We start from the raw sequence: 25,538 nt of genomic DNA, 5'->3' as shown, positions 1-25,538 counted from the left end.
TGCCTAAGCCTACGACTCGGTAGTTGAACCCTTGAGTGAAGAAGTCCGGGAGGCCGTGTGGGAGGCCTTGCGGGCGCAGTCCTCGCACCGGCCGAAGATCGCGAAGTGCTTCATGTCCGTGTCGAAGCCGAACTCCTCCCGGAGCTTGGCGGTGAACTCGGCGGCCACGCTCACATCCGCCTCGATCACGTTGGTGCAGTCCCGGCAGACCAGGTGGATGTGGTGGTGCCGGTCGGCGAGGTGGTACGTCGGCGCACCGTGCCCGAGGTGGGCGTGCGAGACGAGCCCCAGCTCCTCCAGCAGTTCCAGCGTGCGGTACACCGTGGAGATGTTGATCCCCGACGCCGTCTTGCGTACTTCCACGAGGATGGCGTCGGGGGTCGCGTGCTCCAGGGTGTCCACGGCTTCGAGCACGAGTTGCCGCTGCGGGGTCAGCCGGTAACCGCGCTGCCGCAGATCGCTCTTCCAGTCGGTGCTCACCACACCCACGAGTCTAGGACTACTTGAAGAAGGCGATGCCGTCGTCCGGCATGTCGTCGGGAAGGGCCTTGGCCCAGCGTTCGACGTCCTCCGGGGTGACGACCTTCTTCAGGTGGGCCGACATGTAGGGACGCAGCTCCACCTCGGGGGTCTGCTTCTCGCCGACCCACATCAGGTCGCTGTTGACGTAGCCGTACAGGCGCTTGCCGCCGGTGTACGGGCCGGAGGCGGCGGTGCGGGCGACCGCGTCGGTGACCAGGTCGATCTGCGGCTTCTTGGCCGCGAGCTCGCCGTACCAGATCTCGACGACACCGTCGTCGCGGGTCATCGTCACCTCGACCTTGCGGTGGGCGTCGACGCGCCAGAAGCCGGACTCGGACTCCAGGGGCCGGACCTTGTTGCCCTCGTTGTCCAGCACCCAGGTGTGGGAGCGGTACTCCAGGAAGTCCCGGCCGTCGTGGGTGAAGGTGACCTCCTGCCCGAAGTTGCACTTCTCGGAGCCGGGGAAGTCGTGCACGCCCGCGCCGGCCCAGTTGCCGAGCAGGAAGACGAGGGGCACGAGGTCCTTGTGGAGGTCGGACGGGATCTCGATCATGAGTGGCGGTTCCTCGACGTGGGTCAGCGCTGGCCCTGGTACAGCTTCTTCACGGTCAGCCAGGCGAAGGCGAGCACACCGACGCACACCAGAATCAGCAGGGCTTCGAAGAAGGTCTCCACGGGGGTGCTCCTCGGACGATCGTGGTGGGGCAGTGCACAAGACACGCGGCAGTGGACAAGAGCCGGGCCCCAGCTTACGCGGCCGGGACCCGGGCCTTCGTGTGAGGTACGCCCATTACGATTCGGTCATGGCGAAGAAGCTCGTGATCAAGGTGACGGCGGGGGCGGACGCCCCCGAGCGCTGCTCGCAGGCGTTCACGGTGGCGGCGGTGGCCGTGGCCAGCGGGGTCGAGGTGTCCCTGTGGCTGACCGGGGAGTCGGCGTGGTTCGCGCTGCCGGGCCGGGCGGCCGAGTTCGAGCTGCCGCACGCGGCCCCGCTCCCCGATCTCCTGGACTCCGTCCTCGCGGCCGGCCGCGTCACCCTGTGCACCCAGTGCGCGGCGCGCCGCGACATCGCGGAGAAGGACGTCATCGAGGGCGTCCGCATCGCCGGCGCCCAGGTCTTCGTCCAGGAGGCCCTGGGGGACGAGACACAGGCGCTCGTGTACTGAGAACTACGAGGTCTACCGAGGTCTACTGAGGTCTACTGAGGTCTACGGGGGGCGGCTCGACTCTCTGCCTACCTGGGCCGTTTCTTGCCGTCCAGCTCGTCCCACCACTCGTCGGACGTCGGGTCGCCGGAGGGGTCGTCCCACCAGCGGTCGTCGGGACCGCGCCGGTTCGCGACGATCGCGGCGAGCGGCGGGATGACCATGGCCACCACACACATTCCGACGGCCACGGGAACCGACCAGATGCGGACGACTCCCCAGGCCAGGACGAACAGCGCGATGCAGGTGCCCATCATCGCGAAATAAGCGCGTCGTCGGCGGGCCAACATACGTCCAGGGTAGGCCGGAGAACGCCGAAGGGCCGCACCAAGGCGTCCAGCGCCAAGTGCGGCCCTTCGGCCGTCAGGTTCTGCTCAGACCGCGATCTCTGCTCAGACCGCGATCTCTGCTCAGACCGCGATCGCGACCTCCGCCAGGCCGCCCTGCTGGGCGACGACCGTGCGGTCGGCGGTTGCGCCGGGAACGAGGGCACGGACGGTCCAGGTGCCCTCCGCCGCGTAGAAGCGGAACTGGCCCGTCGCGGAGGTGGGGACCTCCGCCGTGAACTCGCCGGTCGAGTCCAGGAGGCGGACGTAGCCGGTCACCGGCTCGCCGTCACGGGTCACCTGGCCCTGGATGGTGGTCTCACCGGGCTTGATCGTCGAGGCGTCGGGGCCGCCGGCCTTCGCTCCACACATGTCGTACTCCTGAAGGGTCCTGAGAGAGGCTGAAAGGTCGGTGGGGGGTTTACTTGTTGGCGCCGAGCTCGATCGGGACGCCGACGAGGGAGCCGTACTCGGTCCACGAGCCGTCGTAGTTCTTGACGTTCTCGACACCGAGCAGCTCGTGCAGGACGAACCAGGTCAGGGCCGAGCGCTCACCGATGCGGCAGTACGCGATGGTGTCCTTGGCCAGGTCCACCTGCTCCTCGGCGTAGAGCTCCTTGAGCTCCTCGTCCGACTTGAAGGTGCCGTCGTCGTTGGCGTTCTTCGACCACGGGATGTTGCGCGCGGACGGGACGTGCCCCGGACGCTGCGACTGCTCCTGCGGCAGGTGGGCCGGGGCGAGCAGCTTGCCGGAGAACTCGTCGGGCGAGCGGACGTCGACCAGGTTCTGCGAGCCGATCGCGGCGACGACGTCGTCACGGAAGGCGCGGATCGCGGTGTTCTGCGGCTTGGCCTGGTAGGTGGTCGCCGGACGCTCCGGGACCTCCTCGACCAGCTCGCGGGCGTCCAGCTCCCACTTCTTGCGGCCGCCGTCGAGAAGCTTGACGTTCTCGTGGCCGTACAGCTTGAAGTACCAGTAGGCGTAGGACGCGAACCAGTTGTTGTTGCCGCCGTAGAGGATCACCAGCGTGTCGTTGGCGATGCCCTTCGCCGACAGGAGCTTCTCGAAGCCCTCCTGGTCGATGAAGTCACGGCGGACCGGGTCCTGGAGGTCCTGGGTCCAGTCGATGCGGATCGCGTTGCGGATGTGGTTCTTCTCGTAGGCGGACGTGTCCTCGTCCACCTCGACGATCGCGATGGTGGGGTCGTCCAGGTGCTCCTGCACCCAGTCGGCGTCAACCAGGACGTCGCTGCGGCTCATGCTCTTTCTCCTCCGGGGCAGTTACGGCGGGGCGTGCGAGTCGAGAGGCGTGCGCGTGCAGGCCGTCAGGGGCATGCGCGCACGGATGCCCTGGGCAGGGCGTCGGGGATGCGGAAGTCGGTGCTTCCGCTCAGAAGGGTCGACAGAGCATGGCGGCGACGCGGCACAGGTCTACTGCCCGCCGCTTCGTCAGATCCGCCTGTCCCCGCGACCGGAGGACGCTCGTCGAACACCGCATGGGCTCGATCGTAGGGACGGACAGGCGGGCGTGTCACCGGTGTGTCGTATCTTGAGACGCGATCGTCCGGGATGTGAGAAGAAGAGGTCGCCCCAGGCCGTGGTCCGCGACTGGGGGGCGGATGCGCCTGTGCTCACATCTACGCTACGGACACAGTCGTCTCGTCACTCGGACGGCGGGTGGTGGGTGATGGGTGGTGGCCCGTGACCGACGGCCGGCCATTACCCGGTCCGTCCTACCCCGCCAGCCTGACGCCCGAACCCTTCACCGTGATCTCCACACCACTCTTCGCCGCCTGCACACTGTCCAGCTTGATGCCGCCGGGCAGACCCTCGATCTTCTGCTCGAAGTCGGTGATCGTCCGCACCCGGTTCTCGGCGAGTTCGGCAGAGCCGAACGAGGGCAGCGAGTCGGCGTGCACCTTCACGGTGTCGCCCTGGACGGTGACCGTACTCAGCACGTAGACCGGTTTCGGCAGCTTGGTGCCGAGGACCGTCGCGTCGACCTCGACCTTGATCTTGCCGTTGCCGCCGTCGGAGAGGCCGACGATGTTGGCGGTGACGCCGGGGGCGACCTGGGTGGGCTCGGACTTCGCCGCCTTGAGCAGTTCGGCGTAGGTGATCGACGCGGTGCCGGTGGCGGTGGCCGCGGTGGCGGAGCTGTAGTCGCCGGAGAAGACGACGCCCTTCATGTCGGCGCGGAGGTCGTCGATACGGATCGTTCCACTCCTGGTGCCGGTGTCCGCCTCGTAGCCGTCGATGCCGACCTCGACGTCGTCCAGTTCGCCGCCGGCCACCTGGGTGAGGAACGGGAAGCCCTTGATGGAGACGTCCGGGGTGGCGGCCAGGTTCTCGCTGGCCTTCAGCTTGTCCGCGACCTCGCCCTCCGCGAAGTTGACCGCGACGCGGTCGGCGATCACGAAGAGGCCGCCGAGGATCACGACGAGGATCAGCAGGATTCGCAGGGCGCGCATGCGGTGATTACCGTTCCTAAAGACTGAGTGGGAGTGGGTCCTGTTGCGAGGACCCGTGCTCAGCCGGGTGCCCCGAACGGTGTTGGGCATCCTGGTCGCCCGCTTTCGCTCCACGGCCGGGCGGCGCGCATCCGGTGCGCGGTCCGGGAATGTGGGGGCGGGTTTCCTCACGCCCACGGGTGTCCGGTCGGGCCTGGGCGGTCCGATGCCCCACACGATCGCTCTGGTCGTGTGGGGGCGGTGCCGTCCGTCGCCGGATCGGATATCCGAGGGCGCGTCGCCCGACGGCGACGCTTGCCGCATCGTGCCGGGACATTGTGCGTCGTGGGGTGGTCAGCGGTTTCTGCCAGTGCTGGGCACCCCACCGGCTGGTGTAGGCCGGGTCGACCGCCACGACCGCCACGTTCTGTTCGGCGGCCATCGACACGAGGCGGGCTTTGAGTTTGGCGGTGGGAAAGCGGGAGATGAGGCGGCGGAAGCGTTTGTTGCGGCCGTGCTTCTCACGGCTTGTGCCGTCGGTGAAGTCGAGGTCCTCGATGGCGATCGCGGACGCCTCACAGCGCCGGGTGTGGTGCAGCAGCCGTGTCAGCGTGTGCCGGATCTGCGCGTCCCGATGCTCCGTACTGCCGCTCAGGTCGTAGAAGAACCGTTGTGGTTCACCGACTGGGTTGCCGTGTACTTCCAGGTGCCAGGCGGCGAGGTGGTCGTCGTTCATGTCCACCGCCACCACGCCCCGGGCCAGCGCCGCTTCCATTGGCAGGACGGGGGCGGTGGCGCGCTGCCAGGAGGCGGTGACGTACCAGCGGCCGCGTACGGGGTCGTGGTGGATGCGGTAGGCCACCGCCCGGTTCGCGGTTATCCGGTCGCGCCACTCCTGCCCCCGGTGCCGGAACGTCACGGTCGTGTCCAGCAGGTAGCGGCCGTGCGGTGCGTTGGCCAGGTGGGCCAGCGGGGCCGGGAGTCTGAGGGAGACCTGTCCGGTGTCGGTGACCCGGATCGTCTCGTTGCCGAAGCGCTTGCCGGACTCCCCGTCGGCGGCGAGGAACATCCGCTCCGAACGCCACCGCTCCCGCCACGCCTGCTCACTCAGTCCGGCCGCCTGCAGGTGGTGGCGGGTGTGGGCGAGGCGTTTGCCGCCGCGCACCACCCGGACGCGGCCCGCCGCCCACTCGGCCTCCACCACCGTCAGCCGGTCCTTGAGCATCTGCAGGCGGCGAGACTTGGCATGCCACTCCACGCGTGATGCATACCCGCGCGCCAGCCCTTCCCGCCTGTCCGCCTTGGCGCCCAGCGGCCGGGCCAGCCGCGCCTCGATGGACGAGATTTGCCCACGCAGCCACGCCACATGGGCGGCCTGCCCGCGCCGCGCCAGCGCCCACTGATCATGGGTGGCCTTGGTGATACTCCCCGCCCACCGCGCCGACGACCTCCCCGTCAGCGACCGTTTCCGCACCGCCCACGAGGCCGCATCATGCGCCAACCCCTGCCCACAGCGCTCGGCGAGATCCCCGGCAGCCAGCGACCCCAGGTACACGCCCACCTCGGTGAGAACGGTTGCGTCCGGCTCGCTCACCCGCAGCCGGGCCCGAACAGCCACCCCGGCCGGGCCGGGCACCACGAACGACGCCGCCAACTCCCGCAGCGCACCCACCCGCTCCCCTCCCGCCCTGCCGAAGCTCCCCGTCACCGCAGTCAACGAGCAGCCCCCGCAAAGGTCACCCATTCGACTCAGGAACCCCCGTTCCCCTCCCGACAATAAACGACCACAGGACATCCCAGGCCGGAGGACACACTGCTGGACGCACAACGGAACATGTGCATCCAGCACGGACACTCACTCACACTGACCAGAAGGCACTTACGCTCGGTAAACCGGCAGCAGTTCCCGACCCCGACCGCTGTGCGGTTCGGGGAATTGTCGATCATCTGTGACAGGACAGGACAGGCCAGGACAGGCACCGGGCCTCGGCGACGCCCCTCAGGAACCCCTGGTGACCCGCAGGACCTGATCCGCCGGCGGTCCTACCCCAGCGCCCGCCCCAGCACATACACGGCCGGTGCCGCCGCGGCCAGCGGCAGCGCCACGCCCGCCGTGAAGTGCACGAACCTCGACGGGTAGTCGTAGCTCGCCACCCGGTGTCCGATCAGCGCGCACACCGCCGCGCCCGCGCCCAGCAGCGCGCCCTTCTCGCCCAGGCCGGTCATCCCGCCGACCGCGATGCCCGCCCCCGCCGCGGCGAGCAGCGAGACGAGCACGGAGACCGGGGTGGGCAGGGGCAGCGCCCGGGCCAGGACGGCGACCGCCACCGCGGCGGCGCCCACGGTGACCGCGTCCGGGTCGGCCGCGAGGTGTCCGGTCGCGACGATGGCCAGGGCCGCCGAGGCGACGGTGGCCATCAGGCCGTACATCCGCTCGTCCGGCTCGGCGTGCGAACGCAGTTGGAGGACGAGGGAGAGCAGCACCCACACGCCCAGCGTGCCCAGGATCGCGGCGGGCCCGTTCTCCCGTCCGGCCACGAGCAGCGCGGCGTCCGCCACCAGCGCCCCGAGGAACGCCAGCGCGATGCCCTGCCGGGCGGGCCACATCCCGTTCAGCCGGAACCAGCCGGCCGCCGTCACCGCCTGGAGGACGACGAGCGGTACGAGGAGGGCGTACGACCCGATGGCCGCCGTACCGGAGAGCAGCAGCCCGAGGAGCCCGGTGAGCGCGGCGGGCTGCATGCCGGGTTCGATGACCGGGGAACGGCCTTCGAGGCGGGCCCGCTGGGCGTCCGTGACGCGCGCGTTGCCGACGACGGTGGCGGGGCCGTAGGAAGGGGCGGCCGGATCCCCGGCCGCCGCCGGTGGCTGCGGCGGGGGGGCCTGAGGCTGCGGCTGCTGAGGGGTCTGCGGCTGCTGCGCCGGGTAGGGCGAGTAGGAAGCGGAGGCCGGCTGCTCCGCGGGCCCCTGCTGCGGCAGATACGCCGTCTCGGCGGGCGGCACCGGCGGACCCGGCTGCACGGATGCGTGCACCTGTGTCTCCCAGGTCTGCCCCTGCCACTGCTGCGTGTACTGCTGGGCGGCCTGCGGCTCCTCGTAGGCCTGCTGCCAGTAGAGGTCGTAGCCCTGGTGCTGCTGCCCCTGGTGCTGCCCTTGGTGCTGCTGTCCGTCGTACTGCTGCCCCTGGTACTGCTGCCCGTCGTACGAGCCTTCGTACGACCCCTCGTACGGTCCCTGGTACGGCTGGTCGGTCATCGTCACCCTCCTGCGAACGGCGGGAGCACCTCGACCGTGCCGCCGTCGGCCAGCCGTACCGTCTCATGTGCGCGGGTGCCCACGGGGTCACCGTCGACGAGGAACGAGCATCGCCGCAGGACGCGCGGAAGTTCGCCGGGGTGTCGCCCGCGCACGGCGTCCAGCGCCTCGGCGAGGGTGTCCGCGTCGAACAGCTCCTCGGCGACGCCGGCCGCGGCCTTCGCGGCGGCCCAGTAGCGCACCGTGACCTTCGCCATCCGGTTCCTCAATCAATCGGCGATCGTCGGCCGTCTATGGCCCGTCAACGGGCCGTCAGTCGGCCGTGTACACGGCCAGGCTAGCCCGCCCGGCCGACAGCCCAGTCCCCGATGCGGGCGAGCAGCCCGTCGCCGGAGGCGTGTTCCGCGTGGCCCATGCCGGGCTCCAGCCAGAGTTCGGCGTGGTCGCCCGCTGCGGCGGCCAGCATGCGGGGGTGGTCGAGCGGGAAGTAGCCGTCGATGTCGCCGTGCACGATCAGCAGCGGCGTCGGCGCGATCCTCGGGACCGCCTCCACCGGGGACACGGGTACGGGGTTCCACTCGCGGTGGTGGATGCGCGTACGGAAGCCGTAGCGGCCCACCAGGCGCCCCGCGGGGCGGGTCACCAGCCAGTGGAGGCGGCGCATGGGGGCCGTGCCCCGGTAGTACCAGCGGGCGGGGGCGCTCACCGAGACCACGGCGTCCGTCGCCGCATCCGCGCGCCCCCTGTGCACCCGCTCCTGCTCGGGCGGGTTCGGGCCGTAGAGCGCGGCGTGCCGCAGGGCGACCGAGCCGCCCATGGAGAAGCCGACGGTGATCACGCGCCGGTGCCCGAGCGAACGGGCCCACTCGACCGCCGCCGCGAGGTCCAGCACCTCCCGGTCGCCGACCGTCGAGTGCCCGCCGGAGGCGCCGTGGCCCCGGAAGGAGAAGGTGACCACGGCGCCGTACCGCGCGAACGCGGCCGCCACCCGGCGGACGTGCGGACGGTCCACATCGCCGGTGAACCCGTGCGCGATCACGAACACCGGAGCGCCCGCCGGATCACCCGCCGGACGGAGCCCCGGATCACCCGCCGGATTGAACCCCGGATCGCCGGGAGGTGACGTCGAGGCGTCGTATACGGCATCCCCCGGGTCGTATACGGAATCGATCGTCACACCATCGGCGGTGTGCAGAAACGTCCGCAAAGGGGTACGTCTGCTCGTCTCAGAGTGCGGACGTTGGGTGGAACGCGCCACATGACCTGCCGAACCCGTGCTCATGTGGGCTATTCTCCTGGACAGAGGACTCGGGCAGCGTAGCCCCCGGGTCCTTTTGTGCTTTCGGAAGCGTTGTATACGACGCGGGAAACCGCAGGTGTACGGGGCCCCGGGATCGCAGAGTAGTGCCGCACCGCACACGTCCTCGCAGGGACCGAGGAGGAACCAGACATATGAGTTCTCTGCTGCTCCTGACCAATGCCCTCCAGCCGTCGACGGAGGTGCTTCCCGCTCTCGGCCTGCTGCTGCACAACGTGCGCGTGGCTCCGGCGGAGGGCCCCGCCCTCGTCGACACCCCGGGTGCCGACGTCATTCTGATCGACGGGCGCCGTGATCTGCCGCAGGTCCGCAGCCTGTGCCAGTTGCTGCGGTCCACCGGGCCCGGCTGTCCGCTCATCCTTGTCGTGACCGAGGGCGGCCTCGCGGCCGTCACCGCCGACTGGGGCATCGACGACGTCCTGCTGGACACGGCCGGACCGGCCGAGGTCGAGGCGCGCCTGCGTCTGGCCATGGGCCGCCAGCAGATCGTCAACGACGACTCCCCCATGGAGATCCGCAACGGCGACCTCTCGGTCGACGAGGCGACCTACTCCGCCAAACTCAAGGGCCGGGTCCTCGACCTCACCTTCAAGGAGTTCGAGCTCCTGAAGTACCTCGCCCAGCACCCCGGCCGCGTCTTCACCCGCGCGCAGCTCCTCCAGGAGGTCTGGGGCTACGACTACTTCGGCGGCACCAGGACCGTCGACGTGCACGTACGACGCCTGCGCGCCAAGCTCGGGCCCGAGCACGAGTCGCTGATCGGGACCGTCCGGAACGTCGGTTATCGATTCGTTACTCCGGAGAAGGGCGAGCGCGCCACGGAGGACGCGAAGCCCAGGACGGCCCCCGCAAACACGGAGGATACGGACGACACGGACGCACTGGACGCCGCCGAGATCGCGGCGGAGGCGTAGTGGGCCTGGGCAGGGCATCGCTCCCGCGCGCGTCCGCTCCGGGAGGCATCCGTACGCCCTGCCCAGAGCGGGTCCATCCGCGTAGACTCCGCGCGTGGCCAAGGTAACCAGGGATGACGTGGCGCGACTGGCGGGGACGTCCACCGCCGTCGTCAGCTATGTCATCAACAACGGACCCCGGCCGGTCGCCCCGGCCACGCGCGAGCGTGTCCTCGCCGCGATCAAGGAACTGGGCTACCGCCCCGACCGGGTCGCCCAGGCGATGGCCTCGCGGCGCACGGACCTCATAGGCCTGATCGTGCCGGACGCGCGCCAGCCCTTCTTCGGGGAGATGGCGCACGCGGTCGAACAGGCGGCGTCCGAGCGCGGAAAGATGGTCCTGGTCGGCAACTCCGACTACGTCGGCGAGCGCGAGGTCCACTACCTGCGCGCCTTCCTCGGCATGCGGGTCTCCGGCCTGATCCTCGTCAGCCACGCGCTGAACGACAACGCCGCCGCCGAGATCGACGCCTGGGACGCCCGGGTGGTGCTGCTGCACGAGCGGCCGGAGGCCATCGACGACGTCGCCGTCGTCACGGACGACCTGGGCGGCGCCCAGCTCGCCGTCCGCCACCTGCTGGAGCACGGCTACGACTACGTCGCCTGCATGGGCGGCACCGCGGACACCCCCGCTGTCGGCGACCCCGTCTCCGACCACGTCGAGGGCTGGCGGCGCGCGATGCGGGAGGCCGGGCTGTCCACCGAGGGGCGGCTCTTCGAGGCGCCGTACAACCGCTACGACGCCTACCAAGTGGCGCTCGGCATTCTCTCCGGGCCCCGGCGGCCGCCCGCGATCTTCTGCTCCACCGACGACCAGGCCATCGGTGTCCTGCGCGCGGCCCGCGAGCTGCGCATCGACGTACCGGAGAAGCTGGCGGTGGCCGGCTTCGACGACATCAAGGAGGCGGCGCTCGCCGACCCGCCGCTGACCACGATCGCCTCGGACCGCTCCGCGATGGCACGGGCCGCCGTGGACCTCGTACTGGACGACGGGCTGCGGGTGGCCGGGTCCCGGCGGGAGCGGTTGAAGCAGTTTCCTTCGCGGTTGGTGGTGCGGAAGTCGTGCGGGTGTGTGTGAGAGCTCGCTGAAAGAGCCGAGCGAGCTGCCAGAAGCCTCTTTATATCGGGCGAACGAGGTTCTGCCGGGCTTCTCAGCCGGCACTCAGGGAGCTCTCATGGTCGCCGGACAAGCTGTGTGACATGACCGAGAGCTTCCGCCGCAGTGGCGAGTACGAGAACCCGAACCCCCAGGGGCACGGCAACGAGGCCCCCGTCCCCGTGCAGTCGGCGTACCCCCAGCAGCAGCACTCCGCCGCCGCCACGAATCCCGTGACCCCGGTGAACCCCGAGTGGCCGCCCCCGCCGGCCCAGCCGCCCGCCTTCTCCGGGTCCGCGCCGGAGCACGCCGCGCCCAGGAAGCGCGCCCGGGGTCCGGTCTCGCTGCTCGCGGCCGTGGCGATCGTCGCCGCGGCGATAGGCGGCGGGACCGCGTACGGCATCCAGGAGCTGACCGGCACCGACACGGTCACCGCGAGCAGCGGCACCAGCACCAACGTGGTGCCCTCCGCCGACAGGGGCACGGTCGCCGGGGTCGCCAAGGCGGTCAGCCCGAGCATCGTCGAGATCAACGCCGCCTCGAACGCGGGCGAGTCCACCGGCTCCGGCGTGATCATCACCGGTGACGGCGAGATCATCACCAACAACCACGTCGTCTCCGGCGCGAACTCGGTCAAGGTGAGGACGAGCGACGGCAAGACGTACACCGCGAAGGTCGTCGGCACCGACAGCAAGAAAGACCTCGCCCTGATCAAGCTGGAGAACGCCTCCGGCCTCACGACGGCCACCCTCGGCGACTCCTCCGGCGTCCAGGTCGGCGACCAGGTCGTCGCGATCGGCTCTCCCGAGGGTCTGACCGGCACCGTCACCAGCGGCATCGTCTCCGCCCTGAACCGTGACGTCACCGTCTCCACCGACGAGGGCGGACAGCAGCAACAGCAGCAGGGCGGCAACGGCCAGTGGCCGTTCGAGTTCGGCGGCCGGCAGTTCAACGGCGACACCGGCTCGTCCACGACGACGTACAAGGCGCTCCAGACGGACGCCTCGCTCAACCCCGGCAACTCCGGCGGCGCACTGATCGACATGAACGGCGACATCATCGGGATCAACTCGGCGATGTACTCGGCCGCCGCCGGATCGTCCTCCTCCGACGCGGGCAGCGTGGGCCTCGGCTTCGCCATCCCGATCAACACCGTCAAGGCCGACCTCGCCACGCTGCGGGCCGGCGGTTCGGACAGCTGACGGCCGGCGGTCGGCAGGTGACAGCGGCAGCGACCTCGTGAGGAGCACGTCATGATCAAGCAGGTTTCGCACCCGGTGGCCGGCACCGACCCGGCCGGCCTCGCCCTGGCCCTCGAGGTGGCGTACGAGCTGCACGCGCCGGAGGGGCGGGCACCGGAGGTGGCGACCGCGCACGGCACGGGCCGCCGTGCGGCGACCACTGGGACCACGGTGACCACCGCGACCGCGGCGCGCGGCCGCCGCCGTCCCGTACGCGGCTGATCGCGTCCGACGCTTCCGCCGACGCTCCCGCAGGCTTTTCCGTCAGCTCTTCCGTCAGCACCAGGCGGGAACCGTGCGAGGCTGAAAGCGACCGTCGAGGTCGGCCCGCCCGTCCCACCGCACCCGAGGAATCCACGCCCATGAGCCCCGCCGAAGGCGACCGTGACACCCAGCGCATCCTGATCGTCGACGACGAGCCGGCCGTGCGCGAAGCACTCCAGCGCAGCCTGGCCTTCGAGGGCTACAACACGGAGGTCGCGGTCGACGGCGCGGACGCCCTGGAGAAGGCGACCGCGTACCAGCCCGACCTGGTGGTCCTGGACATCCAGATGCCGCGCATGGACGGCCTGACGGCCGCGCGGCGCATCCGCGGGGCCGGCGACACGACACCGATCCTGATGCTCACCGCCCGCGACACGGTCGGCGACCGGGTCACGGGGCTGGACGCCGGGGCGGACGACTACCTGGTCAAGCCCTTCGAACTCGACGAACTCTTCGCCCGCGTCCGCGCGCTGCTGCGCCGCAGCTCGTACGCCGCGGCGGCCGGAGCGGGGGCGGCGGAGGACGACGCGCTCACCTTCGCCGACCTGCGCATGGACCTCGCGACACGTGAGGTCAGGCGGGGCGGGCGGCCGGTGGAGCTGACCCGCACGGAGTTCACGCTCCTTGAGATGTTCATGGCCCACCCGCGCCAGGTCCTCACCCGCGAGCAGATATTGAAGGCGGTCTGGGGATTCGACTTCGAACCGTCGTCGAACTCACTGGACGTGTACGTGATGTACCTGCGGCGCAAGACCGAGGCGGGCGGCGAGCCGCGCCTCGTGCACACGGTGCGAGGTGTGGGGTACGTGCTGCGACAGGGCGGCGCGGAGTGAGGAAGGTCGTACGCCGGTTCCGCTCCCTGCCGATCCGGTCCCGACTGGCGCTGCTGGTGGCGTCGGCGGTGGCGTTCGCGGTGGCGGCGGTGGCAGTGACCTGCTGGTTCATCGTTCAGGGCAAGCTGTACGACCAGCTCGACGCGGATCTGCAACAGGGAGCGAAGCCGCAGCAACTCGGCGATGTCCAACTCCTGCTCCGCGCTTGCCCACAGGCTCCGCAGGCGGAGCAGGCCAGCGACCTCCGGGCACACAACAGCGTGTACCTCCAGTTGGTCGAGTCGGACGGGAAGTCCTGCGTCTCGTCGAACTCGGAGGGGACGGTCGAGATCGCCGACGCCGACAAGGACGTGATCAAGCACGCCGCCCCCGGGGAGGGCACGTTCCGCAACGGCACCGACAAGGACGGCAACGCGGTACGCGTACTGACCATCCCCCTGCTCGTCAGCCAGGGCCCCGGCACGCTTCCCGTGCCCTATCCCGACACGGCTCTCGTCGTCGCGGTCCCCCTGAAGAACACCCAGTCCACCCTCAACGACCTCGCCCTGATCCTGCTCCTCGTCTCCGGAGTCGGAGTAATCGGCGCCGGAGCAGCCGGCCTCGCGGTCGCCCGTGCGGGCCTGCGTCCGATCGACAAGCTCACGGAAGCCGTCGAAGAGGTGGCACGCACCGAGGACCTGACCATCCGCATCCCCGTGGAGGAGGACAGCGAGGACGAAGTCGCCCGTCTCTCCCGTTCCTTCAACTCGATGACCTCGTCCCTGGCCAGCTCCCACGAGCTCCAGCAACAGCTCATCGCGGACGCGGGCCACGAACTCCGTACGCCCCTGACGTCGTTGCGTACCAACATCGAACTCCTCACCCGCAGCGAGGAAACGGGGCGCCCGATCCCCCCGGCCGACCGCAAGGCGCTGCTCGCCTCGGTGAAGGCGCAGATGACCGAGTTGGCCGCCCTGATCGGCGACCTTCAGGAGCTGTCCCGCTCGGAGGGGCAGCGGGGCGAGCGCGTCCAGGTGGTCTCGCTGCGGGACACGGTGGAGTCCGCCCTCCGTCGCGCCCGGCTCCGCGGACCGGAGCTGACCATCACCGCCGATCTCCAGCCCTGGTACGTACGGGCGGAGCCCTCGGCCCTGGAACGGGCGATCGTCAACATCCTCGACAACGCGGTGAAGTTCAGCCCCGCGAGCGGCACGATCGAGGTCCGGCTGAGCGAGGGCGTGTTGACGGTCCGCGATCACGGCCCCGGCATCCCCGCCGACGAACTCCCCCACGTCTTCGACCGCTTCTGGCGCTCCCCGTCAGCGCGTGCGTTGCCGGGCTCCGGCCTCGGCCTGTCCATCGTCGCCCGCACGATCCAGCAGGCGGGCGGCGAGGTCACCCTGGCCCACGCCGAGGGCGGCGGGACGGTGGCGACGGTGCGGTTGCCGGGGGCACCTGTGGCTCCGCCGGAGGTTCCGTGACGCCGCTCAGTGGAAGCCGAGCATGCCTGGCGAGTCGATGTCGACGGTGACCACGCCGGGCGGGTAGTGCTGTTCCCGGTCCGTGAGCAGGATCGACATCCCAGCGAATTCGGTCCGCGGCAGTGCGCAGTACAGGGCGTGGCATGTGTCCGCGCCGCCGTAGCCATCACGGATCATGGTGCCGACAGTGACCGAGGCGGTCGTGTCGAGGGGGTCGACAACGACCGAGGAGAAGGCGAGTACCCGCCCGGCGGCACCCGCGTCCGCCGACTCCGCCTGCATGAGGCACAGGGCGGGAATCCTGAGAAGATCGCCGGGAGTACGTGCCATGTTCCCGGCGAGGAGGTTCAGCGTCTTGTGCCCCTGAGCGAGGGCAAGAGTGGCAGCGGTGTCCAGGACGATCACGCAGCGGCGCCCCGTGCCGCACGGACCTTCTCGGCCGCGATGCGGTAGATGTTGCCGAGGATGTCAGGCGCCTGGTCGAATTCCACGTCGCTGATGTCCACGCCGATCGTCTCCCGCACGACGTTCCGGTCCGCCGCCACCCGCTCCGTGATCTGCGCCGCCGTGGGCTGCTCCGAGGCCAACTGCTCGACGAGCTGCCCCAGGGTCATCCCGCGCTCCTTGGCGACCTGGGCGAGGTGGTCGCGGGCCTGCCGGGACACCTGAATGGTCGTGTTCTCCGCCATGGTTTCACCATAGCCACATCATGGTCCGTGGGGACACCGTGATGCACTCTCGTCACCCGAACGTGTCCACCTCGCCGAGTACGCCGGTGAGGAGCTGAGCCAGGGGTCCGTGCGGTGTCCGCACCCCGGCAACATCCGGGTAGCGCGCGGCGGTCAGCGGCTGGACTGGATCATCCGGTTCGCGGACGGGCCGGCCGAGTTGCTGACGTAAGCGGGCAAAGACCGACAGGCGCCCCCACCTTCCTGTCAATGTCCTGTCACACGTCTCGCGATTCCGACCCTACTGGCGGGTTCTCTGCCATGTTCCTGGGCTGTCAGACAGGTGCCCCCACGTATGCACCTGTGCACCAGCACACAGGAGTGAGCCACCCCCCAATGCGACTCATCCGGATACCGAGATTCAAGAAGAGCGCCCTGGTCACCGCTTCCGCCGCCCTCGCCCTGACCGGCCTGCTGGCCGGGGCCGGTACCGCGCAGGCGGCCGGCGCCGGGCCCGGCGGCGCGACGAACATCCGGGGGACCGACCCCGGCGACACCGACCTCATGATCGAGCGGCTCTGCGGTCAGGAGGGCAGCCTGACGGGCGTGTACGGCGCCCTCAACGTCGACACCGGCGAGTTCAAGACCCGTGACGAGTACCTGCGGGACGTCTTCGGTCTGTGGGAGCCCGCCGGGCCGTGGGAACTGTTCCGCGGCTGGTGCGGGTACGCCCAGGCCTCCACCTGGTCCGTCAAGGGCGAACCGGTCCGCACCTCGCCGTGGATCGGCAACCGGGGTTCGAAGGACGACAAGGAGACCTTCGTCAGCAGCTACAGCACCAAGACGTTCGCCAAGAAGAGCGTCGGCGCCTCGATCGGCCTCTCCGCCGCCAAGAGCATCTTCTCGGGCAGCGCGGGCGGCAGCTTCAGCTACGAGTGGGGCTGGGAGAAGACCTCGTCCTTCGAACGCCGCAGTGAGAAGACCATCCCGCCGTGCACCCAGGTCTCCGTGACCTGGACGCCGTACCAGCGGGTGGTGCGGGTGAACCCCGTCTTCTACGTCGAGGACTACGAGTGGAACAAGGGAGACGGCCGCCAGACCGTGCACAGTTGGCGTGACCGCGGGTACAACACGGTCTACTCGTACGGCTATTACATCGACGGCGTCTCCGACAAGCTGCTGCCCAACGGGCAGCCGGACGGCCGTGAGGACAAGGTGGAGGAGAAGCTGGACCCCAAGTCCTGCGTCCAGTAGGCCGGTTCACAGACTGCGGGTCGCGGGTCGCGGGTCGCGGGTCGCGGGTCGCGGGTCGCGGGTCGCGGGTCGCGGCAACCATTCCGTGCGGGGCGACGACTGCACAGCAGTCCATCCCCCCGCACGGAACGGAACCCGCATGAGTGAGATCCGCAGCACGGTCCGCCACCGCAGGCGCAGAACGGCGCTCACCGTCGGCATACCCCTCGCGCTGACCGCCGCCGGGACCATGGCCTACGGCGCGGACGCCGGCGTCTTCGGCGAGGCCGCCCGGTCCACGGCCGCCGCCGCGACCGCCGCCTCCGCCGCCCCCGCGTGGGCCACCGCCACCGCCGACGGGTTCGCCTCCGTCAACGCGCTGGGACAGAACGGCACGTACGGAGGCCGGGACGGCAAGACCGTCACCGTGAAGACGCTCGCCGACCTGGAGAAGTACGCGACGGCCGCCGAGCCGTACGTCATCGTCGTCGCCGCGACCATCACCATGGACCCGGTCGGGAAAGAGATCAAGGTCGCGTCGGACAAGACCATCGTCGGGTCCGGGACCTCCGGGCAGATCGTCGGCGGCGGGTTCTTCCTCGGCAGCGGCGTCCACAACGTGATCATCCGCAACCTGACGATCCGGGACGCCTACCAGGGCATCTGGAACGACAAGGAGCACGACTTCGACGCGATCCAGATGGACGGCGCCCACCACGTCTGGATCGACCACAACGACCTGCGGAACATGGCCGACGGACTCATCGACGTCCGCAAGGACAGCACGTACGTGACCGTGTCCTGGAACAAGCTGAGCAACGACAACAAGGCCTTCGGCATCGGCTGGACCGACAACGTCGTCACCGACATCACGATCCACCACAACTGGATCCGCGAGACCGAGCAGCGCAACCCGTCGACGGACAACGCCGCCCACGCGCACCTCTACAACAACTTCCTGGAGGACGTGGCCGGGACGACGATCAAGTCCTCCTACGGCAACTACTCGCGCGGCGCGACGAAGATGCTCCTGGAGAACTCCTGGTTCCAGGGTATGAACAACCCGGTCATCAAGGACAGCACCGCGACGATCGTCCAGAAGGGCAACACGTTCGTCTCCACGACCGGGCGCAACGAGAGCGGCGGTACGGCCTTCGACGCGAAGACGTACTACCCGTACACGCTCGACAAGACGGCGGACGTGCCCGCACTCCTCAAGTCCGGGGCGGGTCCCAGGAGTTCCATCGGAACCACGGCCACCACGACGTCCGCGACGGGCGCCGCCGCGACCACCCTCACCGTCGCCAAGGACGGCAGCGGCCAGTACACGACCGTGCAGGCCGCGGTGAACGCCGTACCGGCGAACAACGCCTCGCGGGTGGTGATCTCCGTGAAGCCGGGGACGTACCGCGAACTGGTCAAGGTCCCGGCCAACAAGCCGCACGTCACCATCCAGGGCACCGGCGCCAGCCGCAAGGACACGGTGATCGTCTACAACAACGCGTCGGGCACGCCCAAGCCCGACGGCTCGGGGACGTACGGCACCGGCGGCAGCGCGTCCGTCGCCGTCGAGGCGGACGACTTCCAGGCCCGCAACCTGACGATCTCCAACGACTTCGACGAGGCCAGGAACCAGAACCTGAGCGGCCACCAGGCCGTCGCCCTGCGCACCGCCGCCGACAAGGTGTTCCTCGACGGGGTCATCGTCAGCGGCGACCAGGACACCCTGCTGGTGGACACCGCGGCCAAGGACCGGCTGGGCCGCGTCTACATGACCAACTCCTACGTCATCGGCAACGTCGACTTCATCTTCGGCCGGGCCACCACGGTGATCGACAAGTCCGTCATCACGCTGAAGAAGCGCTGGGACGGCTCCTCGGCCGGCTATGTCACCGCGCCCAGCACCGCCGCGAACCGCAAGGGCATCCTGATCGCCAACTCCACGGTGAACGGTGACGTGTCCGACCGGACCTTCTACCTCGGCCGCCCCTGGCACGCCGGCGGCGACGCCTCCCTCGACCCGCAGACCACCGTCCGCGACACCACGCTCAGCGCGGCGATCAGGACCACCCCCTGGACCGACATGAGCGGCTTCTCCTGGAAGGACGACCGCTTCGCCGAGTACCGCAACTCCGGCCCGGGCGCGGGCGCGGCGAGCTCCGACCGCCCCCAGCTGACCGACGCCCAGGCGACCGGCCAGGAGATCGCCGACTGGCTGGGCGACTGGACACCGAAGGCTTCCTGAACGTCTTCGCTCCCCACCGCTCCCCCGTCGCCCCGCAGTCGATCTAGGCTTGGCCCCGATCATGGACGCGGCAGGCGACGGGGGAGCGGAACAGTGCGCATAGAGCGGCACCGGGTCGGGGAGGCCGCCGTCTCGGCGGTGCGGGAGGGCTTCGTCCACCGGATCGGGTCGCAGGTGCGGTCGTTGTCGAAGGCCGGCCCTGTGACGTCGTACGAGTGGTGGCTGCTCGCGGAGGAGTTCGTCGAGTACCTGGGCGCGCTGTCCGTCGAGACACCCGATCTGCACACCCCGGAGGCGAGGGCGGTGCTGGAGGACGCCGTGGAGGCGGCGGCCGGAGCGATGGCGTACGCGGCGTACTTCCCGCACCACCCCTTCCAGGTGTTCCTCACCTACGTGAACTGGGGCATGGTCTACGACGCCGGGTCCGACGGCAGCCCGGCCCCCGTCACCACCGCGCAGTGGCTCGACGCGTTCTGCCTCGCGGTCCTCGCCGGCAAGGCCGAACGGCACGGCGAGGCCTTCCACTTCGCCCGCGAGGAGCCGCAGCGCGGGCGGGCCGGACGGCCGGACACCGAGCTGATCAACGGCTTCATGGCGTACGTCGTCGGCGACACCGGAGACACCGCCGACACCGCCGCGAACTACCCGCCCGCGGCGGAGGAGAAGCTGGCCGCGATCGACGCGGCACTCGCCCGCATCCGGACCCTGGAGGCCGAGACCGGCGAGGACCTCGCCGCCCACCCGCACAGCCTCGCCCTGCACGCCCTGCGCGCGCTGACCGCGGGCGACCAGGAGACGTTCGGTTCGGCGGTGGTACGGCTACTGCTCCCCCTCAGCGAGACCCCGGGCCCGGGAGCACGCCCGGCCGGCCTGCTCCCTCTGCTCCCCCTCGCCCTGACGGCACTCGGCTACCGCCGCGAGGGCTGGCCGTCACCGGTCGACTCCGGTTACCTCCCGCACGCGCTGGTCACCGGCTTCGAGACCGCGCCGCCGAGGGTGGGGCCGTACGGCCGCGACCGGCGCGCTGACGCGGTGGCCGAACTCTCCGCCGGAGTCGTCGAGCTGGAACGGCCGTTGGATCCCCAGCCGTTGAGCCCCGAGAGCGAGGCCCAGTTCGAGCGGTACACCCGGGAGGCCTTCACCCCGGTCCCCGGCGAGCCGCTCGCCGCCTGGGAGCTGGCGCACGCCGTCACCGACCAGGAGATCCTCTTCAAGACCCGCGCCTCCCACGCCGCCGACGCGACCGACCTCCAGCTCGGCAACCTGCGCCTCGCGGCCGAACTGGGCGCCGCGCTGTTCCGTACGACGCTGGCGGAGCCCGGCACCGACGTCGAGGTGAGCATCGACGGTACGACGGTCACGTACCCCGCCTCCCGCGACGAGGACGCCGGGCCGGGCGCCTGGCACCGCGCGGTGAACCTCGCCCTGATCACCGGCCGCCGAGAGCACCTCGCCCCGCTGGTCCTCGCGGGCCCGACCTGCGTCTCCCCCGACAAGTCCCCCTTCGCCTCCTACCGCCAGGCCCTGCACGACTACCTGCGCGGCGAGGACCCCCAACCCGCCACCGACCGCGCCCTCGTGGACTGCGCGGAGTCCCGCAACCAGGTGTTCCTGCCGCCCCCCGCGGTCCTCTTCTCCCAGTTCGTCGAAGGCGACGAGGAAAGCTTCAACCTGGCCCTCCTCGACGCCCTCGAAGCCCACCGCGACCACCACCGCATCGCCGACCGCGCCACCGACTGCGACGCCGCGATCAACCTCGACATCCTGGCGTTGACCTGCCACGCCCGCCGCCGCGGCTGGAACATAAGGGTGTCGTCGCCGTATCTTCCGGCGCGGATTCTGGGGGCGGCGGTGCCGTTCTAGGGGTTCATCGCGCTGCACGCCGCGTGAGTCAGGAACGCCGTCCACGAGGTCGCGCCGAAGACCAGCAAACCGACCACGGCCGGCGATCTCCGGCTGCTGCCCTGTGACCGCTACTGAACAACCGTGATCCGGTTCGTCGCCGGCGGTGCGATCGGGCCGGTGGCCGAGGAGTTGGCCGTGAGGTACTGCTCCAGGGCCGTCAGGTCGTCGGTGCCGACGAGGTCGTTCGTGCCCTGGCCGAGGGTGGTGAAGCCGTCGCCGCCTCCCGCGAGGAAACTGTTCGTCGCGACGCGGTAGGTGGCGGCCGGGTCGACGGCCGTGCCGTTCAGCTTGATCGAGTCGGTGACGACCCGGTCCGCGCCGGACTTGGTGAGGTCCAGCGTGTACGTCAGGTTCGCGGACGGCTGGAGGATCTTCGGCGATGCCGTGTTGGTGCCGCTGACCTGCTCCTTGAGGACCTGGATCAGCTGGGCGCCGGTGAAGTCCTGGAGGTTCACCGTGTTGGAGAACGGCTGCACGGTGAAGCCCTCGGCGTACGTCACCACGCCGTCGCCCTCGCTGCCCTTCGCCGCGTAGGTGAGGCCGGCCCGGACCCCGCCGGGGTTCATCAGCGCGAGGTCGGTCCCGGCGTCGAGTTCCTTGCCGTACCAGAGTTGGGCGTCGGCGATCAGGTCGCCCATCGGCGATTCGGTGCCGGTGTTGGGCACGTCGGCGGAGATGTGTCCGATCGGGCGGTTGCCGATGGGCGCGGCGAGGGTGTTCCACTTGCCGATCAGCTCGGTCATGTCCGTCGCCTTGGGGACGGTCCGGGTGACCACGTGGTTCGCCGACTTCGCCGACTTCACTGACGTACGGGCGATGTCACCCGTCCAGCGGTCGTACGTGAGCGTGGTGTCCGTGTAGAGGCGGCCGAAGGACGCCGCCGAGGTGACCATGCGCGGCTTGCCCGCCGGGTCCGGGATCGTGCAGACGTACGCCGCGTGGGTGTGGCCGGTGACCAGGGCGTCCACCGACGGCGTGATGTTCTTGGCGATGTCCACGATCGGGCCGGAGATGCCGTTGCCCGCGCCGGACGCGTCGCAGTCGTAGTTGTACGAGGAGGAGGCCGGGAGCCCGCCCTCGTGGATGAGGGCCACGATCGACTTGACGCCCTGTGCCTGCAGCACCTTGGCGTACTTGTTGATCGTCTCGACCTCGTCCTTGAACTTCAGGCCCTTGACGCCCTCGGCGGAGACGACACCCGGGGTGTCCTCCAGGGTCACGCCGATGAAGCCGACCTTGACGCCGTTCTTCTTCCACACCCAGTACGGCTTGAGGATGGGCCTGCCGGTCTTCTCGTCCAGCACGTTCGCCGCGAGGTAGGGGAAGTCGGCGCCCTCGAACTCCTTGTCCGTGTAGCAGCCGGCGGTCGGGTGGCAGCCGCCGTTCTGCAGCCGGCCGAGTTCCCTGGCGCCCTCGTCGAACTCGTGGTTGCCGACCGACGTGACGTCCAGGTCGAGCTTGTTCAGCGCCTCGATGGTGGGCTCGTCGTGGAAGAGGCCCGAGATGAGCGGGGAGGCACCGACCATGTCGCCGCCGGCCGCGGTGATGGAGTACGGGTTGTTCTTGCGGGCCTCACGCAGATGCGTGGCGAGGTACTCGACGCCGCCCGCGTCGATGGTCTTCGTGGTGCCGTCCGCCTGGAGTTCGGTGACCCGCCCGGAGGAACCGGACGGCGGCTCCAGGTTGCCGTGCAGGTCGTTGAAGGACAGCAGTTGTACGTCCTGGTAGCGGCCGGGTGCGTGACCGCCGGGCCTGCCTTTGTTCTCGCCCGCGCTCGCCGTGCCCGGCAGCGCGGCGGCCAGGGCGCCGACGGTGGCGAGACCGGCGGCAGCGGCGAGGAGCCGGCGAGTACGACGTCTGCGGCGCACGGCTTGAGCCGGCTGCGGTTGGGATGTGGCTGGCATACGCCCCCCTGTGATTCAGGTGTGGAAGTGGGCCCCCGTCCGGCGCAGCCTAGGGTCAACGCGCGTAGCGCGACAGACTTTCGTGGATACCAGGACTCTTACAGAAAAGTCACGGCGCGTTCGCGCCAGGGCTTAAGACATCTCAAGAGTGCTCTGACGTGCACCTTTGGACGGGCGTCCTCGCTGCTCCCTTGAGAGGCTGCTGACCAGCTTGGAGAGGGCAGCCTTGGGCGGGTACTTGATCAAAGGGAGACGTGGTCGCGTTCGCCGTTGAAGTTCACCAGCTCCACCCGAAGCCTTCGAACACATCTGCTCATATTGGGTGCAGTTGCAGTTGGATACGATCTTTCGCCGCGAGCGGCCACGAAGCATCCATACGGTGATCGGTATGCATCTCCGCTACAACTACCGGGCCTACCCGGACGCCGCCCAGCGCAGTGCGCTGGCGCAGGCGTTCGGGTGCGCCCGCGTGGTGTGGAACGACTGCCTGCGCGACCGCAAGGAAGCACACGCGGCGGGGCTGCCGTATGTGAAGTCGGCGGAACTTTCCCGGCTGCGCATCACCGAGGCCAAGCGCACCGAGGAACGCGCCTGGCTCGCCGACGTGTCAGCGGTCGTCCTGCAACAGTCCCTGCGGGACCTGGACACCGCCTACAAGAACTTCTTCGACAGCTGCAAGGGCAAGCGGCAGGGCCGGAAGAGCGGGCCGCCGCGGTACAAGTCGAAGAAAGACACCCGGCAGTCGATCCGCCTCAACGGCAATGCCTTCTCCCTCCAGGAGAACGGCACGGTGTATGTGGCCAAGGTCGGCAACCTCAAGGTCAAGTGGTCCCGCCGACTTCCGGCCGCGCCCACGTCCCTGACCATCACCAAGGACAGCTGCGGCCGGTACTTCCTCAGCTTCGTCGTGGACACCGAGCCGGACATCCTGCCCGAGTTGGAGACGGAGTCCGGAATCGACCTCGGACTGTCCGCTTTCGCGGTCCTGTCTGACGGCCGGAAGATCGACAACCCTCGTTTCCTGCGCCGGGCGGAGAAGAAACTCAAGCGCCTTCAGCGGGAGCTGTCCCGCAAGGCCAAGGGATCGAAGAACCGGGCCAAGGCCCGCAACAAGGTCGCACGCCAGCACGCCAAGGTGGCCAACCGGCGCCGGGACTGGCACCACAAGGCATCCACACAGATCATTCGCGACAACCAAGCGGTGTACGTGGAAGACCTCGCGGTGTCCGGCCTCGCCCGCACCCGGCTCGCCAAGTCCGTGCACGACGCGGGATGGTCCGCGTTCGTCGGCATGCTGGAATACAAGGCGGTCAAGCACGGCCGCTTCTTCGCCAAGGTGGACCGTGCCTTCCCGTCCTCTCAGGTCTGCTCGGCCTGCGGATTCCGGGATGGCCCCAAGCCCCTGCACGTCCGGGAGTGGACGTGCGGCACGTGCGGCACGGTGCACGACCGTGACCACAACGCTGCTCGCAACGTCCTCTTCGAAGGACGCCGTATCGTCGCCGCCGGACGGGCGGAGACACTAAACGCCTGTGGAGCGCCGGTAAGACGGGCACACGTGCCCGCACAGCGCGTTGAAGCAGGAAGCCCCCGGAAGGGTCAGACGACCCAGGCCGGAATCCCTGGACTTTAGGCCAGGAGCACGTCAAATCCTGGTTGCTTCTTTGCCGCCGATTTGCCGGTGAGGCGCCGTAACCTCGTACGCATGACCAGCGACGACACCGCACTCACCGGCAACCCCCGCTCCATCGAGACCCTTTCCGAGCTCACCGAGGAGCAGACCGAGGCCGTGCTCGGACTGCTCGCCGAGGCAGCGCGCAGCGACGGGCAGCAGGCGGTGTCCGAGCAGGGCCGGTTGCAGCTGCGTGGCGGCGCCCGCCCCGGGGTGTCCCATCTGCTGCTGACCGTCGGCGACGAACTCGTCGGCTACGCCCAGCTGGAGGACACCGATCCCGTGGAGGCACCGGCCGCCGAACTGGTCGTCCATCCCGCGTACCGGGGACACGGGCACGGGCGGGCGCTCGGTTCCGCGCTGCTCGCGGCGTCCGGGAAGCGGCTGCGGGTGTGGGCCCACGGCGGGCACTCGGCCGCCCGGCATCTCGCGCAGGTCCTCGGGCTGACCCTCTTCCGTGAACTGCGGCAGATGCGGCGGTCGTTGGGCGACCTCGACCTGCCGGAGCCGGTGCTTCCCGACGGCGTGACGGTACGGACCTTCGTCCCCGGCGCCGACGACGCGGCCTGGCTCGCGGTCAACGCGGCGGCCTTCGCCCACCATCCCGAACAGGGCTCCCTGACCCAGCGCGACCTCGACGACCGCAAGGGCGAGCCGTGGTTCGACCCGGCGGGGTTCTTCCTCGCCTTCCGGGGTGAGGAGTTGGCCGGCTTCCACTGGACCAAGGTCCACGCCGAGGAGCGGCTGGGAGAGGTGTACGTCCTCGGGGTGCGGCCGGGGGCGCAGGGCGGGGGGCTGGGCAAGGCGCTCACGACGATCGGGCTGCGGCATCTCGCGGGGCAGGCGTTGCCGACGGCGATGCTGTATGTCGACGCCGACAATAAGGCGGCGGTGTCGGTGTACGAGCGGCTGGGCTTCACGACGTACGAGACGGATCTGATGTACCGCACGGAGACATGACGAGCGCTGCGCGCTGTGCTTGAGCGG

26 protein-coding genes are annotated in these 25,538 nt (G+C 69.8%); 12 read left to right on the top strand and 14 right to left on the bottom strand.

Features of this window, described 5'->3' with window-relative positions; translation table 11 throughout:
* Positions 1 to 9: 9 nt before the first annotated feature.
* Together ACIBK3_RS40820 and ACIBK3_RS40815 are read right to left on the bottom strand one after the other, a co-directional pair.
* Positions 10 to 483, bottom strand: a complete 474-nt coding sequence (locus ACIBK3_RS40820; protein ID WP_399373166.1) for a Fur family transcriptional regulator — start codon at positions 481 to 483, stop codon at positions 10 to 12.
* 16 nt (positions 484 to 499) lie between these two features.
* Positions 500 to 1,075: an FABP family protein gene (locus ACIBK3_RS40815; RefSeq protein ID WP_399373165.1), complete on the bottom strand. Its 576-nt coding sequence runs from the start codon at positions 1,073 to 1,075 to the stop codon at positions 500 to 502.
* 250 nt (positions 1,076 to 1,325) lie between these two features.
* Between ACIBK3_RS40815 and ACIBK3_RS40810 the strand changes: the two genes are divergently transcribed.
* The gene (locus ACIBK3_RS40810) at positions 1,326 to 1,688 is read left to right on the top strand and encodes a DsrE family protein (RefSeq protein WP_030673471.1); all 363 of its coding nucleotides are present in this window, start codon (positions 1,326 to 1,328) and stop codon (positions 1,686 to 1,688) included.
* A gap of 68 nt (positions 1,689 to 1,756) precedes the next feature.
* On the opposite strand, the gene ACIBK3_RS40805 is transcribed toward ACIBK3_RS40810, so the two are convergent.
* From ACIBK3_RS40805 to ACIBK3_RS40765, 9 genes are all read right to left on the bottom strand, one after another.
* The gene (locus ACIBK3_RS40805) at positions 1,757 to 2,017 is read right to left on the bottom strand and encodes a DUF3099 domain-containing protein (RefSeq protein WP_030673468.1); all 261 of its coding nucleotides are present in this window, start codon (positions 2,015 to 2,017) and stop codon (positions 1,757 to 1,759) included.
* Positions 2,018 to 2,137: 120 nt separating this feature from the next.
* Positions 2,138 to 2,425, bottom strand: a complete 288-nt coding sequence (locus tag ACIBK3_RS40800) for a DUF1416 domain-containing protein (RefSeq protein WP_010351646.1) — start codon at positions 2,423 to 2,425, stop codon at positions 2,138 to 2,140.
* 49 nt (positions 2,426 to 2,474) lie between these two features.
* Positions 2,475 to 3,314, bottom strand: a complete 840-nt coding sequence (locus ACIBK3_RS40795; RefSeq protein ID WP_399373162.1) for a sulfurtransferase — start codon at positions 3,312 to 3,314, stop codon at positions 2,475 to 2,477.
* Between the two features lie 130 nt (positions 3,315 to 3,444).
* Entirely contained in the window at positions 3,445 to 3,552 is a 108-nt protein-coding gene (locus ACIBK3_RS40790; protein ID WP_399373161.1) for an Ms5788A family Cys-rich leader peptide, read from the bottom strand.
* 235 nt (positions 3,553 to 3,787) lie between these two features.
* Positions 3,788 to 4,525, bottom strand: coding sequence for a DUF2993 domain-containing protein (locus ACIBK3_RS40785; RefSeq protein WP_399373159.1), 738 nt, complete (start codon positions 4,523 to 4,525; stop codon positions 3,788 to 3,790).
* Positions 4,526 to 4,541: 16 nt separating this feature from the next.
* Complete coding sequence (locus ACIBK3_RS40780) at positions 4,542 to 6,176, bottom strand: IS200/IS605 family accessory protein TnpB-related protein (RefSeq protein ID WP_399373158.1); 1,635 nt, start codon at positions 6,174 to 6,176, stop codon at positions 4,542 to 4,544.
* A 371-nt stretch (positions 6,177 to 6,547) separates the two neighbouring features.
* Positions 6,548 to 7,759 carry a hypothetical protein gene (locus tag ACIBK3_RS40775; RefSeq protein WP_399373156.1) on the bottom strand — a complete coding sequence of 404 codons (1,212 nt, stop codon included), beginning with the start codon at positions 7,757 to 7,759 and terminating at the stop codon, positions 6,548 to 6,550.
* Between the two features lie 2 nt (positions 7,760 to 7,761).
* Positions 7,762 to 8,016 (bottom strand): MoaD/ThiS family protein, encoded by a 255-nt coding sequence (locus ACIBK3_RS40770; protein ID WP_399373154.1) that lies wholly within the window; start codon positions 8,014 to 8,016, stop codon positions 7,762 to 7,764.
* 80 nt (positions 8,017 to 8,096) lie between these two features.
* Positions 8,097 to 9,041, bottom strand: coding sequence for an alpha/beta hydrolase (locus ACIBK3_RS40765; protein WP_399373152.1), 945 nt, complete (start codon positions 9,039 to 9,041; stop codon positions 8,097 to 8,099).
* Positions 9,042 to 9,211: 170 nt separating this feature from the next.
* Here ACIBK3_RS40765 and ACIBK3_RS40760 point away from each other — a divergent pair, with 170 nt between their 5' ends.
* From ACIBK3_RS40760 to ACIBK3_RS40735, 6 genes are all read left to right on the top strand, one after another.
* The gene (locus tag ACIBK3_RS40760) at positions 9,212 to 9,991 is read left to right on the top strand and encodes a response regulator transcription factor (protein ID WP_399373151.1); all 780 of its coding nucleotides are present in this window, start codon (positions 9,212 to 9,214) and stop codon (positions 9,989 to 9,991) included.
* 94 nt (positions 9,992 to 10,085) lie between these two features.
* Complete coding sequence (locus ACIBK3_RS40755; protein WP_399373150.1) at positions 10,086 to 11,108, top strand: LacI family DNA-binding transcriptional regulator; 1,023 nt, start codon at positions 10,086 to 10,088, stop codon at positions 11,106 to 11,108.
* 122 nt (positions 11,109 to 11,230) lie between these two features.
* The gene (locus ACIBK3_RS40750; protein ID WP_399373148.1) at positions 11,231 to 12,328 is read left to right on the top strand and encodes a S1C family serine protease; all 1,098 of its coding nucleotides are present in this window, start codon (positions 11,231 to 11,233) and stop codon (positions 12,326 to 12,328) included.
* Positions 12,329 to 12,379: 51 nt separating this feature from the next.
* A complete protein-coding gene (locus ACIBK3_RS40745) occupies positions 12,380 to 12,589 on the top strand; it encodes a hypothetical protein (RefSeq protein ID WP_399373147.1) in 210 nt (69 codons plus the stop codon).
* Positions 12,590 to 12,729: 140 nt separating this feature from the next.
* Positions 12,730 to 13,464: a response regulator transcription factor gene (locus ACIBK3_RS40740; RefSeq protein WP_399373146.1), complete on the top strand. Its 735-nt coding sequence runs from the start codon at positions 12,730 to 12,732 to the stop codon at positions 13,462 to 13,464.
* Positions 13,461 to 14,924 carry a sensor histidine kinase gene (locus tag ACIBK3_RS40735; protein ID WP_399373144.1) on the top strand — a complete coding sequence of 488 codons (1,464 nt, stop codon included), beginning with the start codon at positions 13,461 to 13,463 and terminating at the stop codon, positions 14,922 to 14,924. Before ACIBK3_RS40740 ends, ACIBK3_RS40735 begins: the two co-directional genes overlap by 4 nt.
* Positions 14,925 to 14,930: 6 nt before the next feature.
* Here the strand turns inward: ACIBK3_RS40735 and ACIBK3_RS40730 are convergent, their stop codons facing one another.
* Together ACIBK3_RS40730 and ACIBK3_RS40725 are read right to left on the bottom strand one after the other, a co-directional pair.
* The gene (locus ACIBK3_RS40730; RefSeq protein ID WP_399373143.1) at positions 14,931 to 15,329 is read right to left on the bottom strand and encodes a hypothetical protein; all 399 of its coding nucleotides are present in this window, start codon (positions 15,327 to 15,329) and stop codon (positions 14,931 to 14,933) included.
* Positions 15,326 to 15,613: a hypothetical protein gene (locus tag ACIBK3_RS40725; protein WP_399373142.1), complete on the bottom strand. Its 288-nt coding sequence runs from the start codon at positions 15,611 to 15,613 to the stop codon at positions 15,326 to 15,328. Before ACIBK3_RS40725 ends, ACIBK3_RS40730 begins: the two co-directional genes overlap by 4 nt.
* Before the next feature lie 375 nt (positions 15,614 to 15,988).
* Here ACIBK3_RS40725 and ACIBK3_RS40720 point away from each other — a divergent pair, with 375 nt between their 5' ends.
* The 3 genes from ACIBK3_RS40720 (at position 15,989) to ACIBK3_RS40710 (ending at position 20,933) form a co-directional block, all read left to right on the top strand.
* Positions 15,989 to 16,846 carry a hypothetical protein gene (locus ACIBK3_RS40720; RefSeq protein ID WP_399373140.1) on the top strand — a complete coding sequence of 286 codons (858 nt, stop codon included), beginning with the start codon at positions 15,989 to 15,991 and terminating at the stop codon, positions 16,844 to 16,846.
* Between the two features lie 139 nt (positions 16,847 to 16,985).
* The gene (locus ACIBK3_RS40715; RefSeq protein ID WP_399373139.1) at positions 16,986 to 19,070 is read left to right on the top strand and encodes a pectinesterase family protein; all 2,085 of its coding nucleotides are present in this window, start codon (positions 16,986 to 16,988) and stop codon (positions 19,068 to 19,070) included.
* Positions 19,071 to 19,163: 93 nt separating this feature from the next.
* The gene (locus ACIBK3_RS40710; RefSeq protein WP_399373138.1) at positions 19,164 to 20,933 is read left to right on the top strand and encodes an Imm49 family immunity protein; all 1,770 of its coding nucleotides are present in this window, start codon (positions 19,164 to 19,166) and stop codon (positions 20,931 to 20,933) included.
* A 110-nt stretch (positions 20,934 to 21,043) separates the two neighbouring features.
* Here ACIBK3_RS40710 and ACIBK3_RS40705 read toward each other — a convergent pair whose 3' ends face one another.
* Complete coding sequence (locus ACIBK3_RS40705) at positions 21,044 to 22,879, bottom strand: bifunctional metallophosphatase/5'-nucleotidase (protein ID WP_399373136.1); 1,836 nt, start codon at positions 22,877 to 22,879, stop codon at positions 21,044 to 21,046.
* Positions 22,880 to 23,267: 388 nt separating this feature from the next.
* Between ACIBK3_RS40705 and ACIBK3_RS40700 the strand changes: the two genes are divergently transcribed.
* Both ACIBK3_RS40700 and mshD read left to right on the top strand, forming a co-directional pair.
* A complete protein-coding gene (locus tag ACIBK3_RS40700; RefSeq protein ID WP_399373135.1) occupies positions 23,268 to 24,512 on the top strand; it encodes an RNA-guided endonuclease InsQ/TnpB family protein in 1,245 nt (414 codons plus the stop codon).
* 72 nt (positions 24,513 to 24,584) lie between these two features.
* Positions 24,585 to 25,511, top strand: coding sequence for a mycothiol synthase (gene mshD / locus ACIBK3_RS40695; protein ID WP_399373133.1), 927 nt, complete (start codon positions 24,585 to 24,587; stop codon positions 25,509 to 25,511).
* Positions 25,512 to 25,538: the final 27 nt, after the last annotated feature.

The organism is Streptomyces sp. NPDC050287, from assembly GCF_044459385.1.
GTDB lineage: Bacteria > Actinomycetota > Actinomycetes > Streptomycetales > Streptomycetaceae > Streptomyces.
The sequence above is the reverse complement of the archived record's forward strand: the minus strand, read 5'-3'. Positions and strand labels throughout refer to the sequence as shown.